Raw genomic sequence first — 22,297 nt, 5'->3', positions numbered from 1 at the left:
TCAGAAAAGTAAAGTTTGAGTACATTGCTTTTCTGACTTTCAGACTACCGAACTCTGCGACTTCCTCCCTTACCTCAACCCCTTGCTTTTCAAATACTTTATCAAAGCAGGCGGGTTATCGGTTTGTACGCCTTTTAAACCAAGAGCTATCGCCTTATCCCAAACCAGCGGGCCTTCCTGCGGGCCCTGGGCATCGGGCCAAACCGGGATTTTAAGCGTCGCTGCCAACTCAAGCATTTGGCTGTTATAGGTATCATAGTTACCATCCAACACATCAGGATGCCAGGTATCAATAAATTTTTTCATCCCGGCTGCATCTTTCACACTATCAGGCGTGCTCAGCATCAGCGGCATGGCGGGGTCGGTTTTCCGCCAGTCTGTAATTTGTGATGCTTTGTTGATATAAATTAGCACTTGCCTTTCCATGTGGTATTGTTTTAAGAGGGCCAGCGTAGCCGCAGCATCGGCTTCTTTAAAATCTATGTAGATGTAAATTTTATTCCTGCAAAGTTTCAGGATCTGTTCAAACGTTGGAATTCGGTAAGTTGCCGTATCGGGTTTGCTCTTCACCCTTACCTTCAGTTCTTCCAATTGCTGTAGAGTAAAGTCTTTAATTAGCCCTTTACTTTCCGTCATCCGGTTTATACTGGCATCGTGCATACTAACCAGTTTACCATCGCTGGTGGTTCGCAGGTCAATCTCTATATAATCAGCACCGTCTTTAATAGTTGCGGCATAACCCTTCAGGCTATTTTCAGGGTAAATAGTATGGTCGCCCCGGTGTGCAATAACAATATATTTATGCCTGGCCGCCGGCACAGGGTTTTGGGCATACGTTTCAGTTAACAGCAGCAACAAAGCTGCCGCCAGGTATATCTTCTTCATTTAATTTTCGTGGTTAATCTTTGTCGCCTTTATCCAGGCGTTTACGTTCATTGCGTTCGTGTTCTTCATCATCCATATCGGGGCCTTTTTCAATTTTACGCCAGTCAACTGTTTTGTTGTACTTTTTCATAGCCTGTTGCGCATCAAATACCCTGGTATCATTTTTCTCCAGCGTGTAGGGTGTAAAATCAGGTTTTGCAGTAAAAAAATCCTGTAACAGGGTGCCTGTGGCATCATATTGATTTACATAAGATACGCCAAGTATATTGTAGATGGTTTTTAACACTGCGCCAAAGTTTGCATGTTTGTGGCTTACATATCTCTTTTTAACATACGGTCCGGCGAGCATCAATATAGAACGATGAGCATCAATATGGTCAACCCCGCCCTGAGGATCATCTTCGGTAATAATTACCAGCATATTTTTCCAATATTTAGTGCGGGAAAGGAAGTGTAATATGCGACCGACAGCAAGATCGTTGTCCGCTACAAACGACTGTTTCATAGGATACCCATCTTCCGGCCTTACGTCTGCCGTATGGTCATTAGGCACCTGCATGGTAATTAAAGCTGGCATTTTTTTCTTCCCTTTGATCCACATTTTGGTAAACTCGCCTTCAAACTGGTCCATCCTGTACTGGTCAGGAATATTGGTATTAAAACCAGCATAATTGTAGCTTGTATGTTTAAACAATGCTTTTTGCATTGGTACCATTACCACGTGGCCTGAGCCAGTAGCTGTGTCCTGCCATTGTTCGCGGTTATGTGCCGTTTCGTTCGCTTCACCAAAATTGTAAAACGCAACGCCCTTGCGTTCCAAGGCTTCCCAAAGTCCGCCACGTTCTGCATAGTCCTCGGGGTCCATACTACCGGTTGATCCCGGGAAACGCCTTCCCGGAGCGCTTGAAAATATTTTGGCCGTTTTACTTACGTTTGAATTTGCTTCCACCCATTCATTTGGGATTACACCAAGCATCCAATGATGCCCGTGGATAGAGGCATCACTGTCACAATAATAATTATCCGAAAAAGCAAACTGCTGTGCAGCCTTTGCATGGTTGGGAGTTACTTTAAAATTTGGCAGTTGCCTTTTTAATGCGTCAGGCAAAGTATATTCACAGTTTACACCAAAGCGGGCCAGTGTGCTGTCGCCATTGGCGTGTTTCAGTTGCCCCAAAACCTCGTCGTACGTACGGTTCTCTTTAGTTATGTAAACAATGTATTTAATTGGGGTTGGCGTTGCACCCGGTAACACCGGCAAAGGGTTAGCCGGGTCTATCTCAACTTCCTTGCTTAAAAAGGTATTGTTAATAACCTGTTTGGTGTACGCTTTTAGTTTCTCGTCGTCGGGCACCGGCAGTTTCTGGAACAGACCCAGTTGAATATCGCCGATGTAAGTTCCCTGCGGCGGCGCCACAAAGCCATTGCCACCATTTGGCCCCGCACCCAGGCCACGGCACGAGGTTATGTAAAGCTCCTGCTCGTCGGCAGAGAGTTTAACCCGCGAGGGCCCCCAGCCTGTAGGGATAAGCCCTTTGGTGGTTTTTGTAGGTACGTCAATAACAGCTACAGCGTTAAAGCCGAGTAATGCCACGTACAATGTTTTTTCATCCTTGCTTAGGCAAATACCAAAAGGCAGCAGCCCGCGGTAGTGATCCAGCCTTTTGTCCGTAGTAATGGGGATAGTTCCCGCTAAGCGGTGGTTCTTATAATCTATAATAGAGATGTTGTCGTTAGTGGCATTGGTAACATAAGCCAACTGCCCGCCCACCGCAATAGAGTTCGGGCTGGCACCGCCAACTACTTCGGCCCCCTCAATCATTTGTCCTACCTGGTAACCCGTTTTAAATTTGTTAATAATTTTATTAGATGCCAGGTCTATGGTAAAAACGCTCATGGCCTCGGGCGATGATGGGCTTCCCACGCCGGGAATATGGCGCCCTTCAACCACTGTTCCTTCAATCGCTTCTTTTGTATCGTTACCATAAGGATGGTGGCTGATCATAATAGAATCAACATTTTTCGGTGTTGCACCCTTTATCAGCGGGTATGAGTACATACCCACATTGGCTACAAACGCCGTTTTTTTATCCGGACTCAGCGCCAGGCCGAAAGGCTGCCTTCCTGATGGTATAGATGCGGTTATTGCCCTTGTTTTCAGATCGATCCTCACCATTCTGAAATTTCCGCGGTCAAGCACCAGCAATTCATTATTCGCATTATTCAGCAGCAGGTCTGATGTGAAGCTATCTTCATATTGTTTGCCGTTTACTTTGCCGTTAAGGGATAGTGAATCTGTCATCTTCAACTTCTCAGTATCATAAATAATAACAGATCCATTATCGCCGCCGCTCAGGTAAACGGTTTTTGAATCGGGAGCAAAAGCAACGCCCAAAAATGATCCATCCTTAACCGGCGAGATAATGGTTTTATCGTACGACGGCACCCGCAATGCATCCATTGTTTTCAGGTTAATTAAGGTAATTACGCCATTATGAATGGTAATTGCCTTTTTTCCGTCGGGCGATAATGAAAGGCCAAAAGGGTCATGAGTAATCCGAATCAGTTCTCCCGCAGGTGTCACAAAACGTCCGCTCGGCAATATGGATATCCCACCCTGGTTAATTTTACAATACTGATCAACACCGGGCACCTCCAGTATGGTTGCCTGTTTTTGCGCATAGGTAAATGAAACAACAATAAGCAATAGTGTTGCGACAGACAAAATTTTGTTTCTCATAGTATCAAATATATTAACAGAAAAAAACTTTTGTTTATACCGGGCTAAAATGCGCTGGTATAACCTTTAAATAATTTATAAAACAAAGAAGCCACCCGGTTTCGGCGGATGGCTTCCTTTAGGAAATGGTACTATTTTATTAACCACATCGCCTGGTAAATATCGTCAGAACCACCGTATTGGCTGGTCACAGCTGCATTATAGTTTTTCGAATTTGCAGATCTTTCATTTATCGGGTATTGGTATCGCAAAGGTATTTTACCATTTACAGTGTTACCAGGACCAATATCAAACGCAGGTACACCGGTACGGCGCCACTGATAATAAGCCTCCAAACCTGAATTACGGGCAAAAGCAAGATATTTTTGTGTTAATATTTGATTTAACCCGGCTGTGTTGTTTCCCGCGTATTTAACGGTTGGCTGGTTGTAATATCCGTTATAGCTAAAATGTACTGTGTAGGTGATATCATCATATAGAATTCCAAAATAGCTTTTTTGGAAAGTAATGGAATTGGCACCATCTTTAACACCATAGAAACCTAAATCGGCATTAATCCCATTCTTATACCATCCTTCGGCGTCGCCGGTTGCCCAGCCCCGGTTTATGCCTTCAGCAATGTTGAAACACATTTCAGGGTAACTTATGATGAATGTATTTTCACCGGTTAAGGTTTCATAATAGCGATGGCGGCCTATTAATGAAATTTTTTGCTGCTGTACCAACTGCGCCATTGCACTTAATGCCTGGCCTGATGCGCCGCCAACAAATGAACTGTAAGATGTATCGGCAAAACCCAAACCCCTTGCAGGTTCAGCTACTTCCAGCGCACGTAAGTCTTTAAGTGAGGCTAAAGTGTTAAGGTAAGTTGCAGCCATGTTATCACGCGTTGCATCGTTACCATAATTTCTTGGGCTATTCGGGTATATTGAGAAAACCCCATCATAAACATGCTGTAAATTATCACTCATTGATGTCATCAACGGATATTTAGTGGGATTAGACAATATCGCTGCAAACTGCCCGGCTATATTCAAATCAGTTTCGCTTGTTTTCTTACTCAAAGCGATAAGCATTCTTAACCTGAATGCATTTACAACTTTCTGCCATTTGGTTAGGTCTCCCGCAAAATACGTATCATAAATAGCAGGGATTGAATAGGTACCGCTTGTTAACGCATTAACTGAATTCATTTGGCCTAAATCGGTATTTGCTGATTCAAGCAAAGCTAATGAGTTAATGAATATTTGTTTTTGAGAATCATACGCAGGTGTAGGATTTTTTAAACCTTGTAACGCATCGGTCATTGGCACATCACCAACTTTAAGGCTCATATTTATAAAATAATAGGCCCTGAAAAATTTAGCTAAAGCCAGGTACGGTTTTGACAGCGTAGCACTTAATTTTCCGGCTTCAGTTTCCATTGCAACAACATTATTCAATGTTGTGTAATTGAAGCCCGCACTGCCTGTCCAATACTGGTTACTTCCGTAATAAGTATAGTTAATAGCGGTAAACTGGCCTGCTTTTTCTTCATCTCCAAAGGGCGACACAAACATATCTGCTTCAATGTTTGGCAATAATAATGATGGAGAAATGCCGGTAATAGGAAGGTTCCTGTTAACAACATCCTTATCAAATTCCTTTTTACAGCCTGATATTGACACCAGGAGCACTAAGGAAGTTATGGTTAATTTTAATAATTTCATTTTCAATTTTTTTTAGTTGTTAAAAAATATCTAAACAGCTTAATAAACAACGTTTATGTTAAACCCAAAACTCCTGGTAGTAGGTGTTTGCAGGTTGTATTCACGATTTGGCGTTCCGTTCTGGTCACGGCCAGGGTACTGATCAACATCAATATCCTTATAGCCGGGATGGAAGAAATAAAGCAGGTTACGACCTACCAAAGAGAAGTCAACTTTTGAAAGGTGTAGTTTTTGCACCACATTTTTAGAAAGCGAATAACCGATTACCACTTCCCGCAGTTTAGCATAAGTTTTGCTGATCACCGTATGTTCAGGGTCGTTATAGAAACTGCTTACATAATCCTGCACATATTTTACAGGCGTTGTATTGGCAACAAATTTTAGCTGGCTTAAGTTAGTAATAACACCAGTTTTGGGATCATATTGAATAGCGGGGCTGCCTGCAGCAAGTGCCGCTCCATCATGGCCTAACATAGGTGTACCATCGGCGTAAACAGCACCTTTAAATCCTGGGTCGCCCCAATGCTGCGACTCGTATAAACGTGCGGCACCAATTATTCCTTCAGCTGTAACTGCTCCGCGGCCACCTTCAATTAATTTACGGTAAACACGGTCCTGGATTTTACCACCAAACATACCGTCAAACTGAAATGACAAGGTAAATTGCTTGTACCTGAACTTGTTATTAATACCCCAGCTAAAATCAGGGTCGGCATTACCTAGATATTGGGCAACAGGTAAATACATTGGCAAACCGGAAGCATCATGTATCACCCTGCCATCAGGGGCTTTTGCTTCGGCAGCACCATACAATTTGTCCACACGGTCGCCAATATGGAAAAACTGGTTAAAAGTACCATTCAACTGGCTTGGAAACTTATCATAAACTTCTTTGTAACTGCCTACGTTTACTAACACATCCCACCTTAAATCAGGCGTAACTATAGGACTGCCATTCAATGAAAATTCAAACCCGGTCCGTTTTGTAGCAAAACCGTTGGTTACAAAGCTTTGTGCACTACCGTTGGTTTCTGAACTTGAGGCTGTAAATATCTGAGGACCATCTTTGTAAATGAAATACGTACCTGATAAACCTAAACGATCTTTAAGGAAACGAAGATCAGCACCAGCTTCGTAATTTGATCTTGTTGACGGCTTCAAGCTTGGGTCAATTGCATAGGTAGGAGCAGAAGCTACAGTTACGTTATCACTTGATTTGCCTAAAGTGTAAGCAGGAGGAGACGAGATGTAGCCAGGGCCCCCGTAATTGGTTTGGTAAGTAGATCCATAACCGGCTGCATTACCGGCAGGGCCTATATAAGGAGAAGTTCCGCCTTCTTTTACGTTAGCATAACTTGCTCTAACTTTAAAGAAAGATATAAAATCAGGAAGTTTTACGTAATCAGATATTGGTGTGCTAGCACTTACTGATGGATAAAAATAAGATTGATTTTGCAGTGCAGACGACTTTTCGTTACGTGCAGTGGCGGTAACTGTAAAGTACTTCTTGAAAGTCACGTCAGCCGATGCAAATTCACTTAGTGTAATCAAATCCGAAGCAAAATTATAAACCTTCAACGGATTTATAGAGTTTTGGAAAGTATAAACATCATGAATCAATAACTGGTCGGTTGATGTGTACAATGAAGTATATTTCATGGTACGTAAAGTTGAACCAGCTAAAGCGTTAACCGTAAACCCGCTTTTTAAGATATTATCAAAATTATATTTCAACAATAAATCAGTATTGTTATCAAATTGGTCACGACGGTCTTCACGATAGTTACCATGGTTATGCTCATCGCCGTAAGGGTGGGCAGAAAACGGTTCTTTTTCAGTCCTTAAAACATCATAAGTACTAACATTGGAACGTAGGGTTATGTCAAAATCTTTATTTGGGCTATAGGTAAAAGCTGCCCAGCCGTAGATATCATTTTTGTAATGCCCTCTTAACCATTCATAGCTCTGGAACCATGGGTTATGATAACGCTTGTATTCAACAAATACAGATTGAATACCTTCTTTTCCTGGCTGCCAATAGTTACGCACATCGTTAATATTCCAGTCGGCACCTGTCCAGATATCAATATTATAGATGATACTATTAGGACCGTAAGAAACATCGGGGATGTTATCAGTAAATTGACGGTTGTAATTTAGGTTACCTTCAACTTTAAACTTTTTATTAAAGTTATAGCTGGCAAGAATGTTAAAGTTGACAGTATTTAATTTTGTATTTGGTGTAATACCTGTTTGATGACCATCAGTAATTGACATACGAACGTTTGATTTCTCAGATGTAGAAGAAAAACTTACGTTGTTGCTGGTCAAAACACCAGTCTGTAAAAATCCCTGCAGGTTGTTAACGCCACGGGCAACCCATGGTGTAGGTTTGATATGCCCCTGAAATTTTGAACCATCAGCAAATGTAGTAGTATAAGTTTGGGTCGGGTCATATGCGCCGTCATACTGAGGAAGCAGTAAACCAGCATTTAAACGCGGGCCCCAAACGTCATAGTCACCATCATTAACACCACCGCCGGCTCCATCGCCGAAAGCATATTTGTCATAATCACCACCACCGTATGAATTTTGAACTTTTGGTATTGCTATAAAACCTTTATTAAACTGGGTGCTTGAATTAAACTCAATAGTAAAGCCTTTACTATCTTTTTTTGCCCTCTTTGTAGTTATTAAAATTGCACCATTAATACCACGGCTACCATAAATAGCGGCTGCTGTTGGCCCTTTCAAAACGGTATAAGTATCAATATCGTCAGGACTGATATTCTGTGTATCGGTATTTATTGGAATACCATCAACTACATAGAAATTTAAAGGAGATCCTCTGAGTAATACAGTTGGGGCTGCTAAAATCTCCTGGTTGATACCGACGTTTAAACCAGAAATTTTACCGGTTAAACCATTAACAGCGTTAGGCTCACGCGCTTTGGTCAACTCCGATCCACTAATTTCCTGAACTGAATAACCTAGTCGCTTGGTTTCTCTTTTTACGCCTAACGCGGTTACTACAACTTCATTTAGGGTTTTGAAGTCTTCTACCAAGGTTACATCATAGTTAGTCTCCTCGCTTATTGTAATGTCCTTTGTTACAAAACCAAGGAATTTAAAAGTAAACACCTGGCCTTTTTCAGCTGTAAGCGAATAATGTCCGTTAATGTCTGTTACTGTACCTCTTGAGGTACCCTTTAGCACCACACTTACGCCTGGCAATGGTTGTTTTTTGCTGTCGGTAACTGTACCGCCTATTCTTGATTGCCCGAATAAAAGCACCGGCGCAAGACAGAATAACAATACCGTTATTACGGTCTTTAGTTGCATGTAAATCTGTTTCATCTGTTAATTTTTAATAGTGAAGGAAAGGAAGTTTTCATGCAGCAATACTAAACTTTGTTTATTATTAGTAAACTAAATTAATATTAAGCAATGCTTAATTATAGATGTACAGAATGTTAAGCAGGTGGATTTATGTAACGGGAAAATTACATCGAGCTTACAAATATTTAATATTGGGAAAGGGATTAGCGGTTAGTGATTAGAGACTGACATTCCGGGAGCCGGAAAGGATTGGAAAGAAAAAATGGCATTATCGCGCGTTCACCTGGGCAGGGATGCTCCAGGCTTCTATTAATTACAAAACACTAACCCCTGCTTTTGCCACTAAACTTTATTCTCCAGTCACAAGCCCTATTCGTTAACGGAGAGATGAGCTAACGCAAGTTCTTTTAAATGAGAGATGTTATCAACCGGGATATTCATTTCCTTTGCTTTATCGTCCCAATAACGCAACCTTATAACCAGGTCCATGTCAGGGTTAAGCTCAAATTCAGCAGCCTCATCGCTGCTCATCCGCCCGCCCTGGAACTCTAGCGTAGCTTTGCTGGCTTCGGAAAGCTTGTTATAATATTCGGGATATTTGTAGGTGAGGTATCGTTTTGCCAATACATGGCCCTCAACTAAATTTGCAACCCTTTCAGAAAATCCCTTTTCCAGCAAATAATCAGCGCCGAGCTTTTCGTGGTCAACATTGCCCATGCCGTCCATGCTTTCGGCTTCACCTTCTTCTGCACATAAATGGCCGATGTCATGAAAAAATGCAGCAAGGATCACTTCAGCATCGTACCCCTCTTCTTCGGCAAGTGCCGCCGCCTGCGACATGTGCTCCAGCTGCGAAACGGGCTCGCCAATATAATCCTCATCACCATATTTTTCATACAGCGAAAAAACTTCGTTAACTATTATTTGGTGGCTACTTGCAGACGATCTCATCCGGATAATTTTTAGCGCTAAATTAAATTATTCCATATTATCATATCGTTAAGTATTTGTTAAAATCCAGTTTTAGTGCATTGTTTACCTATTTTGCACCGTGTGAAATATCATGCTTAATATCGTACAATTTAATTAGTGATATTTGTACTATCTTTAATTAAAACCCAACCCGAAACCATGGTCAGATCTATTCAGGCGTTAATTGTTTTGTTCATAATTCCTGTCGCGCTGTGGGCACAAACAGAACCTATAGTTATCCCGCTTTGGGATAATGGCGCGCCTGGTTTTGAGAGTCGGCGCAATGAGCCGGAGCAGGCTAAAGATTACTGGGTAAAAAATATTCACAACCCGTCACTTACGGCTTATTTACCCCCAAAAGATAAGGCTAACGGAGCCGCTGTGGTAATTTGCCCCGGCGGAGGACATCGGCTGCTGGTTTACACTGCCGAAGGGGTTGATCCCGCTAAATTTTTAAATAATCTTGGCGTCACTGTTTTTGTACTTAAATACCGTTTAGGGCGGGATACACTTTCGCCTTATAAAATTGACGTGCATGCCAAACAGGATGGTTTCAGGGCAATGCGACTGGTGCGAAGCCGGGCTGCCGAATTTGGGATAGATACCAACAGGATTGGCTTAATGGGGTTTTCGGCAGGTGGCGAAGTAGTAGATATGGTAGCCTTTGATAAAGGCACCGGTAATCCAAAAGCGCCTGATCTAATTGATCGTCAGTCTTCAAAGCCCGCATTTATCATCCAGATCTACCCCGGCCCACTCTACATTCCGGCTGTGATTCCGGCAGATGCACCGCCAGCATTTTTGCTGGCCGCTAATGATGACCCCTGCTGTTCTATACCGGTAATGCAACTTTTACAGCGCTATCGTGATGCTAAAGTGTCTGTTGAGGCGCACTTGTTTACACAGGGGGCACATGGTTTTAACATGGGGCAACGGTCAAAACTTAAATCCATCAATACCTGGCCTCAACGACTGGCCGACTGGCTATCGGATAATAACATCTTACAGCCAACCGGCAACGTGCGACCGAAGGTGATGCATTAAAATTTCATGAAGTAGTAAAAAATCGGGAAGCCGAAAGCAAGCTATAAGTAGCTAATCTGCCTTTGTTACCCCACAGTAATTTTCAGCAATAAATAAATCTTATTCCCTGTAAAAGTGTTAACTTGTTATAAATACAACATATCATGGCAAATTTCCAGGAGATAATAGCATCAGATAAACCCGTATTGGTTGATTTTTCGGCAGAGTGGTGCGGACCGTGTAAAATGATGCCGCCCATACTAAAGCAGGTAAAAGACGCCTTGGGCGATAAGGTTACCATTATTAAAATAGATATTGATAAAAACCCCGCGGCGGCAAGCGCCTATAAAGTGCAGAGCGTGCCCACACTTATGATATTTAAAAACAGCCAAACCAAATGGCGTCAAAGCGGCGTTGTACAAGCCGGGCAATTGCAGCAGGTTATTCAGCAGTTTGTTTAACCATTATGTTAACGGCCAGTACTTAAAAAAGGTTGTTATACGAAGCCCGGGTTTCTGCATAACAACCTTTTCATTTACAAAACTTATACGTTCCCCATCTGAGGGTCGCTAAACCCAGGATTACCGGTTTCAACACGACCAGCATAACGCTTTTCAAAGCTTTGTATCCCGTTTATCTTCACGCTAAAATCATACCAGCCATGGCTATCGGCCAGGTTAAGGGCCAATGCCGATTTACTGCCCCCCTTAACAGCTAACTTATGATTGTTAGTTTTATAACCGTGATCTGTTATTTCAACCGATTGAGAGGTATTACCTAAATTATGCAAGCTTAACACAATATCACCAGTAAGCTTTTTGCTATCGGTGAGGCCAGACTGGTACTCGCAGGCTATGTCAAGATCCGGATCATTGGCATTACCTTTAAATTCCCGGTAAAAACCGTTCGGTCCATAAACCCTCAGGTGATAGTGGCTATTATCAAAATCGCTTAATGGCCACTCGTCAGCAACGGTATCACCTGCCTTTGCGGCATAAGCCCAGGTGCGCAGGTTTTCATTAATATATTTGCCAGGGGCATATACATTAAATGGCGAACCGGCTGCGCCGCTGCCAAACACTTTATTGCTGGCCGTAAATTTTAATGCGAACGATTTTTTATCCGCACTTAATTTACCATCGGCATATAACTGGTAAGGCAAAGCACATGAAGGTTTTATGCCTTTCTCCTGCTTCGGCATATAGGGCGAAGTGTACGGCGCTTTATTGAGGTGGGCAATTTCATCAGCAGTAAGCAGTTTATAAGTGTCGGGCAATTTCTTAAACTGCGCTTTATGAATACTTTCAACAAAAGCATCCTTTGGTAAAAACTGCGGATTAGGGATTACCTCGCCATTATAAGGGCGAAATACCGAGGTTAGGTCGCCGCAAACCGTGCGGCGCCAATCGCTGATATTTGGTTCTGCTATTTTTTTACCGGTTTTTTTACTCAGGAAAGTTTCTAAAAATTGCAGGGTGGAGGTATGGTCAAATACTTCTGAATTTACCCAGCCGCCCTTGCTCCATGGCGATGCTATCACCAGCGGCACCCTAAAGCCAAGGCCTATAGCGTTTTCCTTATCATACTTCTCAGGGAAATTATTGCGGGCCTGTTCCTGCTCAAGCGTTACAAACTCAACACGGGTGTCAATCCCGTCAGACACCTTGCCGGTACCCTCTTTGTGCGAATGCGGTGCCGTAAACGGTGGTACGTGGTCAAAGTAGCCATCATTTTCATCATACGCCAATATAAAGATGGTCTTCTTCCAAACCTCGGGGTTTTGGGTAAGTATATCCATCACTTCTGATACGTACCAGGCACCAAACCAGGCCGCACTGGGGTGATCTGAGAAATTTTCAGGTGCAGTTACCCACGATACCGTTGGCAGGTTACCTGTTTTCACATCTTCCCTAAATTGGTGCAGCACATCGCCCTTTGGCACCTTCAGCTCGCGCATGGTACCGTCATCATTATATTTTAAATCTTCGAGGGTGCGGTAGTGCGGGTCGTTCTTATTATTGCTGAATGCCTTGGTATGCAGGCTTTTTTCTTTATCAGTAAGCTTGTCAAACATACCCGGTTTGTAAACTTCGCGTTCTTTTTTTATTGCTTCAAGGTAACCAGTCAGCTCCCTTAATTGCTTTTTAAGGTGGCTGATGTGCGCATCGCCGGCGGGCAAAGCAGCAATCTTTGTTTTCAGCTCATCTATCTTCGCAGGCAACTCGGCAACCCTTTTTTCCATGGCCTCAATATGGGGCTCATGCAAATGGATGTTATACTGCGCAAAAAACTCCAGCGGGTTATCCTGGAAGTTTGAAAGCCATGGATCTTCCTCGCCTTCAAAGCCTGTATCTATGGCTACCTCATTCTGGTAGCATTTCCACGAGATGCCATTATCTTCCAGCCTTTCAGGGAAAGTGGCCCATTTCAGGGTGCCATAATCCATATCCTCGTTCCAAACACAGGCCCGTGCGTTTTCGTTTTGTTCCTCGCGAATAGTCCCGCTCCAAAAATACAATCGGTTAGGGTTGGTACCTGTTAATGCGGAGCAAAAATTCTGATCGCAAACAGTAAAAGCATCTGCTAAAGCATAATAAAACGGGATATCCTCGCGGGTGTGGTAACCCAGGGTAAGCGGCATATCGGCGTATTCTTTATTACCATTGCGTTTGTTATCAAGCCATTTATCAAACTTTCCGTCGTTACGTGCATTAACCTGGTTGCGCCATGAATGCGGCAGAGAACTCATCCAGGTTGATTTGGTATTCTTTATATCAAGGCGAAAAGGGGCATAGGTTTCACCTTTTTTGTTAGACTGCAACCACACTTTATTTTTATTCGGCAGGTCAATGGCACGCGGGTCATTATATCCCCTTACCCCTTTCAGCGTCCCGAATACGTGATCGAACGAACGGTTTTCCTGCATTAGGATAACAATATGTTCCGCATCCATATAAGTACTTCCCGGGGCGGGGTTAATAGCCATTGCCTTTTGTATAGAAGCGGGTATAAACCCTGATAAACCGGCCGCACCTGTTAACATTGCTGCCTTTTTTAAGAAATCTCTCCTGGTATCCATTTATCTGATATAGGTATTATTATAATATTCTTTAGTCTGCAGTTCCCTGCCGCAGCCAGCAGTACTAATTGGTTCAATCCAAAAGTAACATCTCTTTTAACGATATCTATATCGTCCGATATAAATTGTGCCAGCTAGCTATTGCAAACCGCCAAACCGCTTGCCGATATACTCCTCGCACAACCCAAAAGACAGCGTCATCCCGTTACCACCTACGCCGTTTATTACCGTTACACCGGGTGCAACGTCAACTACCAGTTCGGTTGCGCCGTTAGTCATTTTAGGGTAAATGCCGTGCCATGACTGTAGCATCTTCCAATCCTTAAAAGTGGCAAAAGTTTGTAAGTAAGAAGTTATCATATCATTAATAAATGCTTTGTCGAAAGGGTCATGCACCAGGCCATATTCATGCGAATCACCAATAGTTAATTCACCGCTGCCATTTTGTGATACCATTACATGGATGCCCCATTTCAAATATTCAGCATATTGCTCCTCATAACGTTTCCGCAGGGCGGGCAATGAAGCTGCTGCCTGGAAACCGGGATAATGGATCATAGATAAGCCGCCACATAACGAGGGGCCAATGCGCCATTCGTCAGGCTGTGTAACCAGCCGCATCATTTGCAGTTTACACTTGGTTATCTGCGTTTCTAAAAACAGTTTAGGGTAAAGCGTTTCAAAATCGGCACCGCTGCAAACAAAGATCTCGTCGGCTTCCCAAACGCGATTGCCCGAAGTTACTTTTGGGTGGTCTATTGTAGTGATTGCAGTGTTCCAGTGAAACTCCACATCGTATTTTTCAGCAAGGTATTTAGCTACCTGCCCCACTGCAACCCGAGATTCAACGATCATTTCTTCGCCGCTCCATAAAGCGCCTTTTAAACCATCGGGATTTATCGCCGGCGATTTTTCCAATGCCTGCTGCGGCGACAGCAAACCGCAGTCGCGGAATTGCCGGTTAACTTCAACGTATTCAGTAATTACCTGTAGTTCGTCCTCATGATATGCAAGGTGCAGTGACCCAACTTCATTATGCCAAATGCTAGCTTCATTGCAAATTTCTTTCCAGATACTGCGCGACAACATGGCACGATCGAATAATGGCCCGGTTGCCTGCCCAATGGGCCACACCATTCCAAAATTACGGATGGACGCACCTACAGCGCGCTCATTACGCTCAAATATGGTTACTTTATAACCGCGCAAAGCCAGTGCCCTTGCCGTGGCTAAACCAACAATACCGGCACCTATTATAATGGCGGATTTGTTTGAAGAAATTAATTTCATACCGTTTGTATATTTAATTCGCCTTGCGACTCTTCATTGCTGTTATGTTTTCGCGCACTTTTTAAAAAGTAAAACAGAGATAATACTGCGCAAATACCACCCACAATTCCAACCACTAAAACGCCCTCTTTAAAAAACGTTGCCCAGCTTATACTGGGCCGCCCCAGCTCTTTAACAAGCAATATGGTAACACTGCCAAGGTACCCCATAGAGTCTGAAACGTAAATCAGGAACCCTACATTACTGCGGTAATGAAAAGTGGCTATCATTCGCTCAAAAAAAATGGCATTATAAGGCACATAACCAAGATAAAGGCCAAGACCTGCTACTGTCATCCACTCCATAGGGCCAATAAGCTTTAGCTCAAAAAGTATGGTTCCGGCTGCTATCAGTACGCAGCCGCCTATAATCATCAAATGAATAATACTAAAAGCCTTCAGGTTCTTTTTAACCAGGATCAGCAAGCTCATCGCTACCAATACAATCACAGAAATTATAGTATCTATTTTGGCAAAAATGGTATTATCCTTATTGCCCAGACTTGCCCAGATCTCCACCTCAAAATTATCGCGGATATCGCGCATTATGGTAAGCAGCACATAAATGATGAGGGTAAGTATTATCCCCGGCAAAAATCTTTTTAGAAATTGCTGGCGCTCAGCCGCATTCATGGGTGTGCGTTTTGTGCGCAGCGCTATGTCTTCCGCAGTTGGCGGCGGCATCAGCTCCAGGCAAAAAACAAAAAACAACAGCGGCAGCACAAACAGCGCGCCTGTTATAAATGGCATGGAGTACTCGCTGATGTGCAAGGTGTCGCGCATGGTACGCGCTATGGTTTTTACAAAGCCGGATGCAAATATTAGACTGATAGACAAAACCGCAGCCATAAATTCCGTAGATCGCCTGCCCTCCAGGTAACTAAAAACCAGCCCCCAGATCATCCCCAGCGGAAAGCCGTTTATAAAAAGACAAATGATATTATAGGGTGCCGGAATAACAGCAAAAAGCAATAATGCAACCCAGGAGGCTCCTATTAGCGCGAAAATGCTTTTCGCACGCTGGCCGGGTTTTAATTCGGCAATAAATTTAATGCCGTAAAATTTGCTGAGGGTATATCCAATAACCTGTGCTATAACCAGCCAAACTTTATAGTCAACGTGAAAGTATTGCTCGCCTGTAAAAGTTCCCGCAGCAAAACCTTTGCGAAAAGCATACATAGCTGTATAGGTACCAAAAGCAGAAACAGCCGCCATTATTGAAATGACTGGGTAAGGCCACGTGGCAACCTTAGCCCGCAGGCGCTCCATTACTTTCATAGCTATTTGCTGATAATGGTTAATACCTCCGCTATATCATCAATTATATGGGTAGGGTTATAAGTTTCAAGTTCCTGGCGGGTAAAAATGCCGGTAGTAACACCAATTACATATTTACAACCCGCGCTTTGTCCTTCGCGAACATCAACCTCGGTATCACCAACTTTGGCAACTTCCCGTGCGCGGTTAATTTTACCGTCTATCATCAGCTTCTGGATCATGTACGGGTGCGGGCGGCCAAGTTCAACCTCGTCCGAACCGATTACATGGTCAATCAACCCTTTTTCAAACCATTGCAAACGGGTAACAATAGTATCGGCAATATCCCGTGAGAACCCTGTATTGATACCAACCTGAATGCCTTTTGCACGCAAGGCAGCAAACGTTTCTTCCACGTTCGGCAAAGGCTCAATTCCCGGTGCCGATTTGTAATGTTCTATCATTTGCTGCACAAACTCCTTATGGATCTTGCTTACCAGCTCAGGTGTAATTTTCGCATCGTTATGCTCATGCAGGCGAAGGATCTGCTTAATGGCGAGATTTTTCTCATAACCCATTAACGGATTAATTAGTTCCAAAGGAACCTCATAGCCTGATTTTAATAAAGCGGCCTGGAATGCCTTGCTTACATCATGGTCATCTTTAACCGTTGTACCGGCTATATCAAATACTACTAATTTTATGGACATAACTATTCAATGATTGTTGAGCAATACTAAACATAGTTTATTAAAACTAAACTAACTCAATGTTAAGATTTGATTAAGAGATTGGGATTGAAGAGTGAACAAAAGGGTAAGAGATTAACCTTAAGTGATTTTAATTCGATCAATAATAAACAAAATGGGATTTAGAACAGTAAAAAGCTTTCTCAATATTAGAGATCCTTACCTAAAATTTCAATCACTTTCCTCCTACTTTTTCCTCAAAAAAATAAATCACCAGCATAATAGCAGTAGTGATCCCCAGGTTTTTGGGCGTATGGGGGATGCGGCCATCAAACAACATAGAGTCGCCTTGTTTCAGGGTAATCCTTTCGTCGTTAAACTGGTATTCTACTTCGCCGGCCAATACGTATTTGTATTCAAAAGCATCAGTTTCTACCAGGGGCCTGTTGGCGTCGGGCTCCAGTTCAAGAATTACAATATCTATGGTACCGGGGTTGATGGATTTTGTGAAGATGCGTTGATAGTGAAACCCCAAAGCATGTTCTTTTTCAAAATGGTCATACTCCGCCTTCCTTTTTACAAGTACAGGAAGTTCGTCACTTTTTGAGCGGATATCCTTAAAAAATTCATTCAGGTCTATTTCAAGGGCCTTTATTATCTCTATCAACACCATTAACGATGGTATGGTGCGGCTATTTTCTATTTGGGATATCAACCCTTTACTAACATTAGCCCTTACCGCAAGCTCCTGTACCGTTATGTTCTTTTCGCGCCTCCGGTCTTTTATCCGGTTACTGATCTGGATCAGGATATTTTCTTCCATTAATCTTCTAAAAGGTTTATCGGCGCAAAGTAACTAATAAAGCAAGTGGCAGGAAATAATATTTATGTTAAGAAAAGTTAAATTAATAATTTATTGTTTAAAGAAAATCGAAGATCTTCAATTTAGGGTTATTTCAGGCTGAACACTTCCAGGGCAACATCGCCGCGGTCGCCACTATTTCCGCCCGGTGGAGGCCCATTTGGCAGACCGGCATTTGCCGGCGGATTAGCGCCCTGCTGTGCACCATTAGGAGGCGGGCCCGGCATGCCCGGTTTGCCAATTGGTGGTGGCGGACCGGCCGGCCCACCTCCTGCCCCGCCGGCAATGTAAATTTTATGATCAAGCACTGCACCACCAACGCCGTTGCGTGCCCGGTTCAAATCAGCAACCTTTTCCCAGTGTGTATCTTTTAAAGGATCGAGTCGATAAACATCCTTTTGCGGCCCGTTGGGCCTGTTTGCCGTTGCCCGTTCGCCGCCGATGTAGTAGATCTTATCGTCCAGGTTTACTGCCGTACCACCGCCGGTGCCCATAGGCAACTTAGCATCAAGCGTAGTCCATTTCCCCGTTTTAAAGTCATAACAATCCACATCCAGCACCACCTTGTCAAAAAACGACATAAAATTATCTGCATCGTGTAAACTGGTGTTACGGCCACCAAGGGCGTATAACTTATCGCCAACAACCACAGCCATGCTATGATCGCGAATGTGCGGTGCATCGGGCAACTTTGTCCATTTATCAGTTGCCGGGTCATATTCATCAAACATACTATTTGTGCCGCTGCGGTGCCCACGGGTTATACCGCAAACGATATATATCTTGCCGTTATAAACAGCCTCCCCGGCAGCACCGCGCCTCCTGTTTTCAGGCACTTCGGCAAGCTTTTGCCAGCTATCTTTTTTTATATCATAGCTATAAACATTGGGTAGCGGAACCTGGTCAGGATACCCGCCTTCATAAAAAGCATCCAGCACATAAATTTTATCGTGCAGCGCCGTTGCCTGTAAATGGTGCATGGTGAACGGGGCTACCGCCTTCTTGGTCCAGGTAGCTGTTTTGGAGTCGTATGACTCAACTGCCTGTGCCGGGCCATCGCCGCCAATTAAATACAGCTTACCGTCCGCAGCAACCAGGCTGCATTCGCTGCGGGCCGCAACTTTACTTCCGGTTTCTAACAGTTGCCATTTCCCCTGCGCATTACCCGCAACTACCGCTGCAGCAACTAAAAAAAGCGTTGCAAATGTCTTTTTCATTGTTGGTTATTTTTGTGCCCAATTTGTTATCAATTAAAATTTACTCCCCTGCCTTAAACTCAGCCATGCTGCTGTTATCAACGCCATAAACCTTAGCTATTGCTTTTATTGTTGAACCTTTAGCTGCTTTAAATGGTTTTGAATATTCGTTTTCCTTAACAAATGCAGGAGTGGTTCCATTAGTGGTATAATAAACTTTGGCCCCGGCTGTAGTGCTGGCAATGGCAACGGTGCCACCTTTTATGCTGATGACTGGTTTGGCAACGCGGTTTACATACCTGGCAGTTCGGCTATCATTAATAACTCCCTTCCAGTTCATCCCGAAACCAAAATCGTAAGTATGGCCATCGGCATCGGTATAGCAGAGCATATCGTGCGGAATATCTTCAGCCTGCAGTTCAACGGTTTGCATATTGGCCGGCATCTGGAATGGCAAAAGCCCCGATGGCTCTGCCGCCCCCGATAATATATCCAGTATGGCCTGGTTCTGTACGCCAAAGCTGGCAACAATGCCATTAGCATCTCTTTCAAATTCAGCAGGCACCAATGGCTTTGAAACAGCTATAGTAACGATCACAGGTTTACCTTTCATAGCCATCCGGGTATCCTCGATTATTTTAAGGTCCATCGCATTGGCGGCCATAAAGCTTTTATTTTTGTATGATCGGTTTGTGATTCCCGGTTCAGTGGGGTCGCCGGCAGCTATACTGTGTTCACGTGCTTCGGTAGCGGTATACTTACCATACTGCAAACTTATTGGAAAATAGCCGTTGCCTCCTTTTTTTGTATCTTCAAAATCATACCCGGCGCCACCGTTGGGGCTGTTAACAAATACAATGGCATAATCTGCCTTTGCCGGGTCATCCGTTACATTAAAATACTTCTTTAACAACTCCGGTTTTACAGCGTCTTCCCATTTCTCGGGTGTTACATCTCCAAAAATACTTTTGTTGGGTGCAACATATTTTTTGGGGATATAGACTGTTTTACCTTTTTGTATAGGCAACACATTACCTTGATTCTTCAACATAACCACTGATTTTAGTTGGGCGTTATACCCGGCTGTCATAAACTCCGGTTTCCCAACGGTTTCCTTTGAATTTTCAACATCCAGGTAGGGGTTTTCAAATAGGCCAACCCTGAAAATATTCCGAAGCAAGCGCACGGCCGACTGTACAAACCTTACGTGCATAAATGGCTCCCCATGCTCCTTTATGCCCATATTGTAGGCCTCTATTACCGGGCCAGCGTCGTTATTGCCCCCAAACTGATCAACACCGGCCATCAAAATTTTATAATGCCGCTCAGCAACGGTTTTATTTTCCATCCCCCATGATTTACCTGCCAGGAAAACGTCAGGTGTTTTAGCCTCGTCGGCGGTTACCAGCCAATCAGTACACACAACCCCGTCATATCCATATTTTTCACGCAGTAAATCAGTTATCAGGTATTTACTGTAGCTATTACCGTCGTTCTCTTTGTTTTTTACGTCACGCCCATATGATATGGTATAATACGGCATCACAGCTGCAGCCATTTTGGTTTTGCCCTTCAGCTTTAACGCGCCATCAATAAATGATACCAGGTGCTCGTCAAAGTTGTTGCCGGGATAAACCGCGTATTTGCCGTAAGCATAATGTGCGTCCCTGCCGCCTTCTTCAGGGCCTCCGCCCGGCCAGTGTTTCATCATTGCGTTAACGCTGTTGAAACCCCATCCGTCTTTAATTTCGTTACTGCCGGTTGATGTTTGAAAACCGTCAACATAGGCGCGCGCCATGTCGGCCGCCAACTGTGGGTCTTCGCCAAACGTGCCGTTTATCCGCACCCAACGCGGCTCGGAACCGAGGTCAATTTGCGGCGACAGCGCGGTTGAGATCCCCAGCGCCCTGTATTCTTTTGCAGCTATCGACCCAAATTGTTCTGTAACCGCCGGATCAAATGTTGCCGCAAGGCCAAGCTGATCGGGCCATTGCGAAATCTTACCGCCTGCACCGGCAGTATATTCAACCCCGGAAAAAGCGCTGTGCCGTGGATCAGAACTGTTATTTGCAGGGATTCCCAGTCCGGTTCCTTCAACTAACGCCTGCACGTTATTGTTCCATTTTGCCGCTACTTCAGGGCTTTGTACGGTAGTTACCAATACATGCCTCAGGTTATCCTTTATTAAAAACTCCTTTTGCTGGTCGGTAACCCAAGCGGGGTCAATACCCCCGTCTTTAAAAAGCTTCCCGTTATAGGTACCGCGCCCAAAGGGGCCGGCTAGCGCAGGAATAGCCTGGTGGACACTATACAGCATTAAACCGGCTATTTGCCCTACAGACATTTGCGCTGCCAGATCTTTCGCTCTGTCATCCACAGGCAAACGCCAGTCTTCATATTTATCAAGCTTACCGTTTTTATTCAGATCCTTAAATGACAACCCGTCAACCGTTAAAATTTTAATACCCGACGACGTGGAGTACCCAAGCGTTGGCCCGTTGGCATTCTTTACCAGCACAATACCCGAGCTATCTGCAGCTGGCTGCTTTTTCAATAGAGTGACAGCTGAACCGGCGGTCATAGCGCCTAACACAATCAAACAAGATGCGCCTAAAAGGCAAAGCGCCACGGGTAAATTAAGATTCTTCTTCATACTTAAGTATAACAATTGGTTTTAAATAAACCGGGCATTTAACCGGTTTGTAAATGAGGGCTTTACAATTGTGTTGATTTGACACAACTAAAAGTAAATATAAAATAATTTGGCTAACTAAATAATAGATGGGAGAACATTAAATATAGATAAACACCGGATTTTGGAAGACGAAAAGCGCTTCACGCAAATGCTATAATTTCCGGGCCGCTAAAGATAACGACACAAAGCAACCTATTTGGCCAATTTGTCAGTACCATGACATGACAAACTTTAACGTTTTTAATAAAAAAACAGCGCTTGTCATGTTATCTGACAAATTGTCAAAAAAATATTATAAATACTTAGCGGTCAATTTTTCAGCAATAGTTAAGTTAATTATTATAAAATAATGGCAAAAAACGAAAGTCAAAAAATCAGCAGGCAGCTGCCAATAATGAGTTCAATTAATTTTTTACCCGGAAGTTAATATCGGTGGCTATGAAGCCTATTTTTTGCACTTATTTTCAATAAACGCCAAAAATCGCGGCTAATATTTCACGTAACTACTTTTTTTTCAAAAAAA

Annotated in this window: 14 protein-coding genes; 2 read left to right on the top strand and 12 right to left on the bottom strand. The window is 43.5% G+C overall.

Annotation, left to right across the window (positions count from 1 at the left end; all coding sequences use genetic code 11):
• Positions 1-69: 69 nt before the first annotated feature.
• The 5 genes from MuYL_RS05330 to MuYL_RS05310 all read right to left on the bottom strand — a co-directional run bounded on the left by MuYL_RS05330 (position 70) and on the right by MuYL_RS05310 (position 9,624).
• On the bottom strand, positions 70-885 hold the full coding sequence (locus MuYL_RS05330) for a glycerophosphodiester phosphodiesterase (protein ID WP_094569545.1): 816 nt from the start codon (positions 883-885) through the stop codon (positions 70-72).
• A gap of 13 nt (positions 886-898) precedes the next feature.
• A complete protein-coding gene (locus MuYL_RS05325) occupies positions 899-3,625 on the bottom strand; it encodes a phosphoesterase (protein ID WP_094569544.1) in 2,727 nt (908 codons plus the stop codon).
• Positions 3,626-3,756: 131 nt separating this feature from the next.
• On the bottom strand, positions 3,757-5,334 hold the full coding sequence (locus MuYL_RS05320; RefSeq protein ID WP_094569543.1) for a SusD/RagB family nutrient-binding outer membrane lipoprotein: 1,578 nt from the start codon (positions 5,332-5,334) through the stop codon (positions 3,757-3,759).
• Positions 5,335-5,373: 39 nt separating this feature from the next.
• Positions 5,374-8,691 (bottom strand): SusC/RagA family TonB-linked outer membrane protein, encoded by a 3,318-nt coding sequence (locus tag MuYL_RS05315; protein ID WP_094569542.1) that lies wholly within the window; start codon positions 8,689-8,691, stop codon positions 5,374-5,376.
• A gap of 351 nt (positions 8,692-9,042) precedes the next feature.
• On the bottom strand, positions 9,043-9,624 hold the full coding sequence (locus tag MuYL_RS05310; RefSeq protein ID WP_094569541.1) for a phosphonate degradation HD-domain oxygenase: 582 nt from the start codon (positions 9,622-9,624) through the stop codon (positions 9,043-9,045).
• A gap of 180 nt (positions 9,625-9,804) precedes the next feature.
• Here MuYL_RS05310 and MuYL_RS05305 point away from each other — a divergent pair, with 180 nt between their 5' ends.
• Together MuYL_RS05305 and trxA are read left to right on the top strand one after the other, a co-directional pair.
• Positions 9,805-10,689, top strand: coding sequence for an alpha/beta hydrolase (locus tag MuYL_RS05305; RefSeq protein ID WP_094569540.1), 885 nt, complete (start codon positions 9,805-9,807; stop codon positions 10,687-10,689).
• A 143-nt stretch (positions 10,690-10,832) separates the two neighbouring features.
• Complete coding sequence (gene trxA, locus MuYL_RS05300; RefSeq protein WP_094569539.1) at positions 10,833-11,129, top strand: thioredoxin; 297 nt, start codon at positions 10,833-10,835, stop codon at positions 11,127-11,129.
• Between the two features lie 83 nt (positions 11,130-11,212).
• Here the strand turns inward: trxA and MuYL_RS05295 are convergent, their stop codons facing one another.
• The 7 genes from MuYL_RS05295 to MuYL_RS05265 form a co-directional block, all read right to left on the bottom strand.
• A complete protein-coding gene (locus MuYL_RS05295; RefSeq protein ID WP_094569538.1) occupies positions 11,213-13,747 on the bottom strand; it encodes a phosphocholine-specific phospholipase C in 2,535 nt (844 codons plus the stop codon).
• A gap of 138 nt (positions 13,748-13,885) precedes the next feature.
• Positions 13,886-15,037 carry a TIGR03364 family FAD-dependent oxidoreductase gene (locus MuYL_RS05290; RefSeq protein WP_094569537.1) on the bottom strand — a complete coding sequence of 384 codons (1,152 nt, stop codon included), beginning with the start codon at positions 15,035-15,037 and terminating at the stop codon, positions 13,886-13,888.
• Positions 15,034-16,353: a DUF5690 family protein gene (locus MuYL_RS05285; protein ID WP_094569536.1), complete on the bottom strand. Its 1,320-nt coding sequence runs from the start codon at positions 16,351-16,353 to the stop codon at positions 15,034-15,036. Before MuYL_RS05285 ends, MuYL_RS05290 begins: the two co-directional genes overlap by 4 nt.
• Before the next feature lie 2 nt (positions 16,354-16,355).
• Positions 16,356-17,042: an HAD hydrolase-like protein gene (locus tag MuYL_RS05280; protein ID WP_094569535.1), complete on the bottom strand. Its 687-nt coding sequence runs from the start codon at positions 17,040-17,042 to the stop codon at positions 16,356-16,358.
• A 214-nt stretch (positions 17,043-17,256) separates the two neighbouring features.
• Positions 17,257-17,844, bottom strand: a complete 588-nt coding sequence (locus MuYL_RS05275; protein ID WP_094569534.1) for a helix-turn-helix domain-containing protein — start codon at positions 17,842-17,844, stop codon at positions 17,257-17,259.
• A 128-nt stretch (positions 17,845-17,972) separates the two neighbouring features.
• On the bottom strand, positions 17,973-19,100 hold the full coding sequence (locus tag MuYL_RS05270) for a Kelch repeat-containing protein (RefSeq protein WP_094569533.1): 1,128 nt from the start codon (positions 19,098-19,100) through the stop codon (positions 17,973-17,975).
• A gap of 40 nt (positions 19,101-19,140) precedes the next feature.
• Complete coding sequence (locus MuYL_RS05265; protein ID WP_157740623.1) at positions 19,141-21,732, bottom strand: glycoside hydrolase family 3 N-terminal domain-containing protein; 2,592 nt, start codon at positions 21,730-21,732, stop codon at positions 19,141-19,143.
• Positions 21,733-22,297: the final 565 nt, after the last annotated feature.

The sequence above is a fragment of the Mucilaginibacter xinganensis genome (genome assembly GCF_002257585.1).
Taxonomy (GTDB): domain Bacteria; phylum Bacteroidota; class Bacteroidia; order Sphingobacteriales; family Sphingobacteriaceae; genus Mucilaginibacter; species Mucilaginibacter xinganensis.
Note: the sequence above shows the minus strand (reverse complement) of the source record. Positions and strands in the feature narration are given on the sequence as shown.